The sequence below is a fragment of the Streptomyces sp. genome, from assembly GCF_031181555.1.
Taxonomy (GTDB): Bacteria; Actinomycetota; Actinomycetes; order Streptomycetales; family Streptomycetaceae; genus Streptomyces; species Streptomyces fimbriatus.
Genome location: NZ_JAPSKQ010000067.1, coordinates 1 through 8034, shown reverse-complemented (window position 1 = coordinate 8034; position 8034 = coordinate 1). Strand labels below are relative to the sequence as shown.

Annotated in this window: 8 protein-coding genes and 1 pseudogene; 8 read left to right on the top strand and 1 reads right to left on the bottom strand. The window is 72.2% G+C overall.

Translation table 11 applies throughout. The features are described from left to right. The 5 genes from RIM90_RS15975 to RIM90_RS15955 form a co-directional block, all read left to right on the top strand. Positions 1 to 2288 (top strand): alpha/beta fold hydrolase (locus RIM90_RS15975; protein ID WP_309061375.1); only part of this gene is annotated, 2288 nt, incomplete at its 5' end. Continuing rightward, on the top strand, positions 2285 to 3565 hold the full coding sequence (locus RIM90_RS15970; protein WP_309061374.1) for a hydroxymethylglutaryl-CoA synthase: 1281 nt from the start codon (positions 2285 to 2287) through the stop codon (positions 3563 to 3565). The genes RIM90_RS15975 and RIM90_RS15970, both read left to right, overlap by 4 nt. Continuing rightward, positions 3562 to 3819, top strand: coding sequence for a phosphopantetheine-binding protein (locus RIM90_RS15965; RefSeq protein ID WP_309061373.1), 258 nt, complete (start codon positions 3562 to 3564; stop codon positions 3817 to 3819). Before RIM90_RS15970 ends, RIM90_RS15965 begins: the two co-directional genes overlap by 4 nt. 17 nt (positions 3820 to 3836) lie before the next feature. Next, positions 3837 to 5066, top strand: coding sequence for a beta-ketoacyl synthase N-terminal-like domain-containing protein (locus tag RIM90_RS15960; protein ID WP_309061372.1), 1230 nt, complete (start codon positions 3837 to 3839; stop codon positions 5064 to 5066). A 53-nt stretch (positions 5067 to 5119) separates the two neighbouring features. After that, positions 5120 to 5374 (top strand): MbtH family protein, encoded by a 255-nt coding sequence (locus tag RIM90_RS15955; RefSeq protein WP_309061371.1) that lies wholly within the window; start codon positions 5120 to 5122, stop codon positions 5372 to 5374. On the opposite strand, the gene RIM90_RS15950 is transcribed toward RIM90_RS15955, so the two are convergent. Continuing rightward, the gene (locus RIM90_RS15950) at positions 5322 to 6131 is read right to left on the bottom strand and encodes a Crp/Fnr family transcriptional regulator (protein WP_309061370.1); all 810 of its coding nucleotides are present in this window, start codon (positions 6129 to 6131) and stop codon (positions 5322 to 5324) included. The genes RIM90_RS15955 and RIM90_RS15950 overlap by 53 nt on opposite strands. A 196-nt stretch (positions 6132 to 6327) precedes the next feature. Here RIM90_RS15950 and RIM90_RS15945 point away from each other — a divergent pair, with 196 nt between their 5' ends. The 3 genes and pseudogenes from RIM90_RS15945 to RIM90_RS15935 form a co-directional block, all read left to right on the top strand. Next, positions 6328 to 7530 (top strand): cytochrome P450, encoded by a 1203-nt coding sequence (locus RIM90_RS15945; protein WP_309061369.1) that lies wholly within the window; start codon positions 6328 to 6330, stop codon positions 7528 to 7530. 10 nt (positions 7531 to 7540) lie between these two features. Beyond that, entirely contained in the window at positions 7541 to 7744 is a 204-nt protein-coding gene (locus RIM90_RS15940) for a ferredoxin (RefSeq protein ID WP_309061368.1), read from the top strand. Positions 7745 to 7802: 58 nt separating this feature from the next. Further along, positions 7803 to 8034, top strand: a pseudogene (locus RIM90_RS15935) (SDR family NAD(P)-dependent oxidoreductase); the annotation flags it as partial.

Below are 8034 nucleotides of genomic sequence, written 5' to 3'. Positions count from 1 at the left end.
CCGCCCCGAGCGGGCCCTCCGTGTCCCCTCCGGCCCCCGCCGCAGCCACCTCCTCGAGCCGCGGGAGGGGCGACGCGCCCTCCGCGCGGGCCGTCCGCACCCCCGACCGGCAGGACCCCCCGCGACCGGCCGCACCGCCGGCGCCGCCCACCCCGGCCGGCCCGGCCTCCCTGGCCGGCGCCCACGCCGCCACGCTGCTCGCCCACGGGTGCAACCCTCTCCGGCTGTCCTTCTCCGACGTCCCGTTCGACCTGGTGACCGACTCCTGGTCGGAGCGTGCCGACCCGTTCATGGCCGAACGGCTGCGCACGCTGTCCGAGTCGTCCCTCGACGGTGACGACGTGTGGGACGACCTGCCCTGGCTTCCGTTCCCGACGGTGATACCGACGGCGTCGGGCCGGCAGGCAGAGGAACTGCTGTGCCGGTGCTGGCCAGGCGTCCGCGGGCGCGTTCCGCACAACCGTCTCTTCCCGACCTGGCTGCGCAGCCTCGCCGCGGGCGGATTCCACCCCGAGCGGCTCCCCGCGGGCGGCGCGGGCGCCGACGTGGACCCGGAGGCGCTGGCCGCCGCGCTCGCCGACACCGGCACGCCGGTCTCCTTCGTCGCGCTCGAACTCACCTGCAACGCCGCGGGCGGCCTGCCGCTGTCCCTCGCACGGCTGCGCGCGGTCCGCGACCTCACCCGCGCCCACGGCGTCCCTCTGGTGCTGGACGCCACCCGGCTGCTGGAGAACGCCGCGGCCGTGGTGGAGGGCGAGGAGCCGATGCGCGGCCGGGGCCTGTGGGACGCCGCGCGCGAACTGCTCGCGCAGGCCGACGCCGTCACGCTGAGCGCCGGCAAGGACTTCGGCGTCCACCACGGGGGCCTCGTGGCCACCGCGCTGCCCGAACACGCGGACCTGCTGCGCGAGGAGACCGCGGCCCGCGGACCCTGGGCCGGGCTGCTGGAGCGGCGCACCCTCCGCCGCGCGCTGCTCGACCTGGACGGTGTCGCCAAGCTCGTACGGCGCCGCCTGGCCGCGGTCACCACCCTGCGGCAGGCCCTGCGTTCGGCGGGCGCCCCGGTGGTCGACGTCCCCGGCTCCCACTGCGTCCTGCTGGACGCGCGCCGGGTACCGGGCGCGGCCGGGCTCGCCCACCCCGTCCCGTCCGTGCTGGCCTGGCTGTTCGCGCACACCGGGGTCCGCGGCGGCCCGCACCTCGGCGACGACGGCCTGATCCGGCTCGCGGTGCCCGTCGGCTGGCCCCGGAAGGGGATCACGGACCTGGCCGGGCGGCTGTCCCGGCACTTCCTCTCCCCGCCGCCGCTGACCGCCCTGGTGCCGGCCGGCGACGGGGAGGACGCGGGCAGCGACCCGGCACGGGCCGTCTACCGGCCGGTGGGCGGCGGAACACGGTCCCCGGCCGCGCCCGCCGTGCCGCGCGACATCCTGGAGGAACTGGAGGAGGGGTACGCGCCCGCCGACGAGAACGCCAAGCTGCTCGCCGAGGCGGTGCCGGAGGTGGAGCGGCACGTGGTGCGGCTGCCGGACGGCGACGTCGAGGTGTTCGCGGCCGGCGACGGCCCCGTCGTCCTGCTGATGCATCCCTTCAACATGGGTGCCGGTGTCTTCGCCGAGCAGTTCCGCGCGCTGTCCGGGCGCTACCGGACCGTCGTCGTCCACCATCCCGGCGTCGGCGCCAGCACCGCCCCCACCGACCTGAGCCTGGCGAGCATCACGGACAGCAGGACCGAGGTCCTCGACCGGCTCGGGACGACGGGACCGGTGCACGTGGTCGGCGCGTCCTTCGGCGGACTGCTCGCCCAGGCCTTCGCCCTGCGCCATCCGGAGCGGACCGCCTCCCTCACCCTGATCTGCGGTTCCTTCCGGTACGCCAATCGCGAGGGCGGGGTGAACCGGCTGGAGCGGGTGGTCGCCGAGGACCTCGACCGGATCGTCTCGGGCTCCGGCTCACCGCGCATCGCCCGCGACCGTGACCGGCTGACGGAGCTCCTGCTGCGCAGCGAGAGCATGGACGCCCGCACCGGGCTGCGCTACCTCGACCTCTTCGCCGGGGAACCGGACCTGCGCGAGCGGCTTCCCGAGATCTCCGTACCGACCCTTCTCGTGCAGGGCCGCCACGACTCGGTCATCCCGCTCAAGACCGCCCACCTGATGCACGGGCTGATCCCCGACGCGACCTACGAGGAGATCCCCGACGCCGGGCACTTCCCGTGCGTCACCCATCCCGACGAGGTGAACCGGCTGCTGGCCGCGTTCCTCGACCGCACCGGGAGGCGACCGTGAACGACCGGCCCATCGGCATCGACGCCATGAACGTGTACGGCGGCCTGGCCAGGATCGCCGCGCGCGACCTGTTCGCCGGGCGGGGCCTGGACCCCGAACGCTTCGACAACCTCGGCATGGCGGCGCGCTCGGTGGCGCTGCCCTTCGAGGACCCCGTCACCCACGCCGTCAACGCCGCCGCGCCGCTGCTGGCGGGGCTCTCCGCCGAGGACCGGGACAGCATCGGCTTCCTCATCACCGCCACCGAGTCGGGGCTGGACTACAGCAAGTCCGTCGCCTCCTACGTGCACGCCCACCTGGGGCTGTCACCGGCCGTCCGGTTGCTGGAGGCGAAACAGGCGTGCTTCGCGGCCACCGCCGCCCTGCGGCTGGCGGCCGGGTACGTGGCCGCCGAACCGGGCGCCAAGGCGCTGGTCATCGCCACCGACGTGGCACTGGCCGACGCCCGCGCCTCCTACGCGGAACCGGCCACCGGCACCGGTGCGGTGGCCCTGCTGGTCGGCGAGGAACCCCGTGTGCTGGCCCTCGACCCCGGAGCGACGGGCGCCCACAGCTTCGAGGTCCAGGACACCGCCCGGCCCACCCCCGACCGTGACATCGCCGACGTCGACCGGTCCCTGCTCGCCTATCTGGAATGCCTGGTCGGCGCCTACGGCGACTACCGGGCACGCGTCCCGGAGGCGGACGTGACCGGCACCTTCGACCTGCTCGTCTTCCACACCCCGTTCTCGGGCATGGTGAAGGCCGCGCACCGCAGGCTGATGCGCGAGTTCGGCGCCCCGGACGGCCCCTCGGCCGGCCCCGCCGACCGCCGGTGGATCGACGAGGACTTCGCCCGGCGCGTGGCACCGTCGCTGTGCTATCCCGACGTCGTCGGCAACCTGTTCTCCGGCTCGCTGTACCTCGCGCTGGCCGGCGCGATCGACACCCTGCGCCCGCAGGGCGAGCTCAGGGCCGGACTGTTCTCCTACGGGTCGGGCTGCTCCTCGGAGTTCTTCAGCGGGGTCGTGCGCGACACGGCGGCCGGCACCCTGGCCGCCATGGACATCGCGGGGCGGCTGGACCGCCGCGCCGACCTCACCTTCGCCGAGTACGAGGAACTGCTCCCGCACAGCACGAGCAGCCTGGTACCGGTCGCGGACCGCGACATCGACCCGTACGCCTGGAAGGACCTTCTGGACCGGGTGCCGGACCGGGGCCGCCTGCTGGCACTGACCTCGGTGAAGGACCACCACCGCCACTACGACTGGATCGCGGAAGGAACCACTGCGCGATGAGCGACACCACGGGCCTCACCCACGACGAGATCCTGCGGACGATACGGCGGCACACGGTGGCCGTCGTACCGGAGATCGACTCCGCCCGGATCGTGCCCGAACGCACCCTGGACGAGCTGGGCTGCAACAGCATCGACCGGGCCGAGATCCTGACCGGTGTGCTGGAGGAGCTGGACGTCGACCTGCCCCTGGAGAAGCTCACCTCCGGCGCGACGGTGGAGGAACTGGCGCGGCTGATGGGCGAGCACCGCTGATGCGGGGGGAGCCGGTGGTGGTCTCCGGGGTCGGCGTGCTGTGTGCCGTGGCCGACGACCCCGCCGCGTTCGCCGCCGCCCTGCGCGAGGGCCGGTGCGGGATACGGCGGGATGCGGACGGCGGGCCCGGCCGCGCCGACCTGGACGACGACGCGCCGCAACGCGCCCTGGAGGCGCTGCGCGGGAGCCCGGGCCTGCCGGTGGACCGGGCGCTGAGGACGACCGGGCGCTCCTGTCTCGCGGTGCGCGCGGCCGTGGCCGCGGCACTGGAGGCGTGGGCGGACGCCCGGCTGGACGAACACGCCCCGGCGCCGGACCGGGTGGGCCTCGTGGTCGCGGGCAACAACCTCACCGGACGGCAACTCGCCGCCCTCACCACCCGGTACGCACAGAAGCCGAGGTTCGTGCCGCCGCGGTCCGCGCTCCGCCTCCAGGACACCGATCAGGTGGGCGTGCTGAGCGAGGTGCTCGGCATCGAGGGGGAGGGGTGCACCGTCGGGGCGGCCTCCGCCAGCGGCAACCTCGCCCTGGTGCAGGGCGCACGGCTCGTCGCCTCCGGAGCGGCCGACGCCTGCCTCGTGGTGGGCGCGCTCACCGAGCTGTCCGACGTGGAACGGCAGGCGTACCTGAACATCGGCGCGATGGCGCCGGGTCCCGCGGCGCCCCCCTTCGACCCCGACCACAGCGGGTTCGTCGCGGGCCAGGCGGCGGCCTGCGCCGTGCTGGAGTCGGAGACCTCGGCGCGCCGCCGCCGGGTGCCCGGCTACGCCCGCGTCGGCGGTGTGCACGCCCGGCTCGCGGCGACCGGCTCCGCCGCCCCGGACCCGCGGGCCGAGGCCGCCGCGATGACGGGCGCGCTGCGCGACGCCGGCGTACGACCGGACCAGGTGACCTACGTCAACACCCACGGCACCGGCTCCCCCGGTGGAGACGCCGCCGAACTGGCCGCTCTGGACGAGGTGTTCGCTCACACCGGCCGACGCCCGTGGGTCAACGCCACCAAGGGCCTCACCGGGCACTGCCTCGCCGCGGCCGGGGTGGTGGAAGCCGTGGCGGTCGCCGTCCAGATGCGCGGCGGCTTCCTGCACCCGACTCCGGGCAGGCCGCCGAAGAACGTCCGCGGCGCGGAGTTCACCGGGGACGCGGCCGTGCCCGCCGACGTCTCCCACGCTCTGTCCAATGGATTCGGATTCGGGGGATTCAACAGCAGCATCCTCTTCTCCGCCCTTCGGCAGACGCAACGCTGAACGCGCTGTCCGGCAGAGGCGACCGCCGGAAAGAAAGAAGACCAGGAGGAGCAGTGAACCCTTTCGAGGACGACGAGCTGGAGTTCTGCGTCGTGGTCAACGATCTGGGTCAGCACGCGTTGCAACCCGTTTTCGCCGGGACTCCCCGGGGCTGGAGGACCGTCCACGGGCCGGCGGTCCGTGGCGAATGCCTCGCCTATGTGGAGCAGCACTGGGCCGGCCCGGTCGGGGATGCCCCGGGAGAACCCCGGGGATTCAATCGCGCGTATTCAGAAACCTCACAAGCTCCGGGATGTTCACCGTCATGAGGGAACCGGGGCCCGGCTCCAGCATCCCGCGCATGCGGAAGTTCTTCAGGAAGAAACCCACCCGCGACCGGGTGGTGCCCACCATTCCGGCCAGCTCCTCCTGGGTGAGGCGCTGAGTCATCACCACCCGGCTGCCCGGCTGCTGTACACCGATTTTCCGAGCCAGTCGCAGCAGCGCGAAAGCCAGGCGCTGCTCGCAGTTGTCCGTCACCAGATGAGTGATGAACTGCTGCTGCTCGCACAGCCGCCGGGTCAGCAGCCGCAGGAAGTCACCGTAGAGATTCTGGTCGTCGAGCGCTTTCAGCAGACTGCTCTGCGGAATCCTGCGCAAGGTCGCGGGAGTCATCGCCGTCGCGCTCTCGTAGTGCTCGCTGTTGAGCAAACAGGATTCCCCGACGAGATCTCCCGGTGAATGTATGCCCAACAGGCACTGCTTTCCGGATATGGACACCGTGGTGGTCTTGACGTATCCGTCGAGGACCAGGTAGACGTTGCTGTCCCGGCTTCCTGCCGCGTACAGAAGTTTCCCGCGAGGGACCCGTGTGATCGATGTCCCGGTCCCGATCCGCTGCAGAGCGGACTGGACGGAAGAGTGGAATCCCTGGTCGACGTGAGTGGCAGTCACAGTCAAGAAATCCCCCGTGGCTCTGAGATTCTTGAACCGGTCGACCGAGCCTGTGAGCCCGGTGCCGGACTCTCTTTGTGTTCTTGCCGAGTTGGTTTGCCCTCCCACAAGCGGCAGAGGCCGCGGACGCATTGGATGACGGCCCCCACAGGACCCGCGTCCGATAGGGCGGCCTCCGCTTCAGATTCCTAACCGACGACTCGGTCGGGTGTCAACGACCGGCCGACACAGGTGATTTGAGCCACCGTTGCTCAGTATTGAGCAGCCGGGGAAGAGGGCGCGCGCCTAACCTCACAGCCGATCGGACACCCGAAGGGACGGACGACGGATGACGAAGGACGCAGTGAGTCTCGAATTCCCCCTGACGGCACGCACGTGTCCTTTCGACCCTCCGGGGCGCTACGCCGAGCTGCGCGCCACCGCCCCCGTGAGCAGGGTCGCGCTGCCCAGCGGGCAGACCGCCTGGCTGCTGACCCGCCACGCGGACGTACGGGCCGTCCTGGACGACCCGCGCTTCAGCTCCGACATGAGCCGTCCGGGCTTCCCCCACCTCTACCCCAAGCCCGTCGAACCGGTCCTCAAGGGCACCTTCATCCGCATGGACGGCGAGGAGCACGCACACTACCGCCGCATGCTGACCGGGCTGTTCTCCGTCAAACGGATCGAGGCGATGCGTCCCTTCGTGGAGCAGGTGGTGGAGGACTGCCTGGACCGGATGGCCGCCCACGGCGCGCCGGCCGACATCGTGCGGGAGCTGGCCTATCCGGTTCCCTCCCGTGTGATCTGCGGTCTTCTGGGCGTCCCGCACGAGGACCACGCCACCTTCGGCGGCTACCTCAACACGCTCTTCGACGGCTCCAGTGACCAGGAGCAGTTCGCGGCGGCCAAAGCGGGTCTGAGCACCTATCTGGACGCGCTGATCTCCGAGAAGGAGAAGGCACCGGAGGACGATCTGATCAGCGTGCTCGTCGAGCAGCAGTACAAGCCGGGCCGCCTCAGCCGCCAGGAGCTGGTCACCATCTCCTGGATGCTGCTCGCCGCCGGCCACGAGACCACCGCCCACATGATCGGTCTCGGCGCGCTCACCCTGATGGAGAACCCCGACCAGCTCGCCGAGGCCACCCGGGGCCCCGCGGCCATGGCGGACGCGGTCGAGGAACTGCTGCGCCACCAGACCGTCATGCAGCTCGGCATGACCCGCGTCGCCGTCGCCGACGCGGAGATCGGCGGCACGCTCATCCGGGCCGGCGAGGGAGTGATCGCGCTGCTGTCCCTGGCCAACCGTGACCCCGACGTCTTCCCCGACCCCGACACCGTGGACGTCACCCGGGGCGCCCGCCACCACGTCGCCTTCGGATTCGGGCCGCACCAGTGCCTGGGCCACTCCCTCGCGCGTCTCGAACTCGCCGTGGTCTTCGACCGGTTGTTCCGGCGCTTCCCCGGGATCCGGCCCACGGTGCCGGTGGCCGACATCCGCTTCCGCTACGACGCCATCGTCTACGGCGTGGCGGAACTCCCCGTCGAGTGGTGACGGCGGGGCCATGCTCAGGATCACGGTGGACCCGGAGAAGTGCTGCGGGGCGGGCACCTGCGTGCTGATCGCCCCCGAAGTGTTCGACCAGACCGACGACGAGGGCCTGGCGTTCGTCGTGTGCGGGGAACCGGGCCCCGAGCAGGCGGACTCCGTCTACGAGGCCGCGCTCGCCTGCCCGCGCGGCGCGATCACGGTCACGGAACAGGACTGAGGCGCGTCCGGGCCCGACGACGGGGAAGGGCAGGTCACCCACCGGGGCGGCGAGCAGGTCGTCCGTCGCCGCGACGATGCCCGGCCCCTTCCAGCCCGTCCACAACGCCGCGAAGTCGTTCGTGCAGTCTTTCGCGGAGGCGCTGGGCGAGGAGGTCCGGGACACAGGCGTGACGATCACGTCGTTCATGCCGGACGCGACGGAAACGGAGTTCTTCCGAAGGGCGGGGACGGCGGACGACACCCGGATGGGCACTTCGCGGAAGGACGACCCCGCACAGGTCGCCGAGC

Coding starts and splice junctions, on each gene's coding strand:
- RIM90_RS15965 (WP_309061373.1), top strand. CDS start 3,562: ATGAGCGACACCACGGGCCTCACCCACGACGAGATCCTGCGGACGATA.
- RIM90_RS15950 (WP_309061370.1), bottom strand. CDS start 6,131: ATGCGTCCGCGGCCTCTGCCGCTTGTGGGAGGGCAAACCAACTCGGCA.
- RIM90_RS15945 (WP_309061369.1), top strand. CDS start 6,328: ATGACGAAGGACGCAGTGAGTCTCGAATTCCCCCTGACGGCACGCACG.
- RIM90_RS15940 (WP_309061368.1), top strand. CDS start 7,541: ATGCTCAGGATCACGGTGGACCCGGAGAAGTGCTGCGGGGCGGGCACC.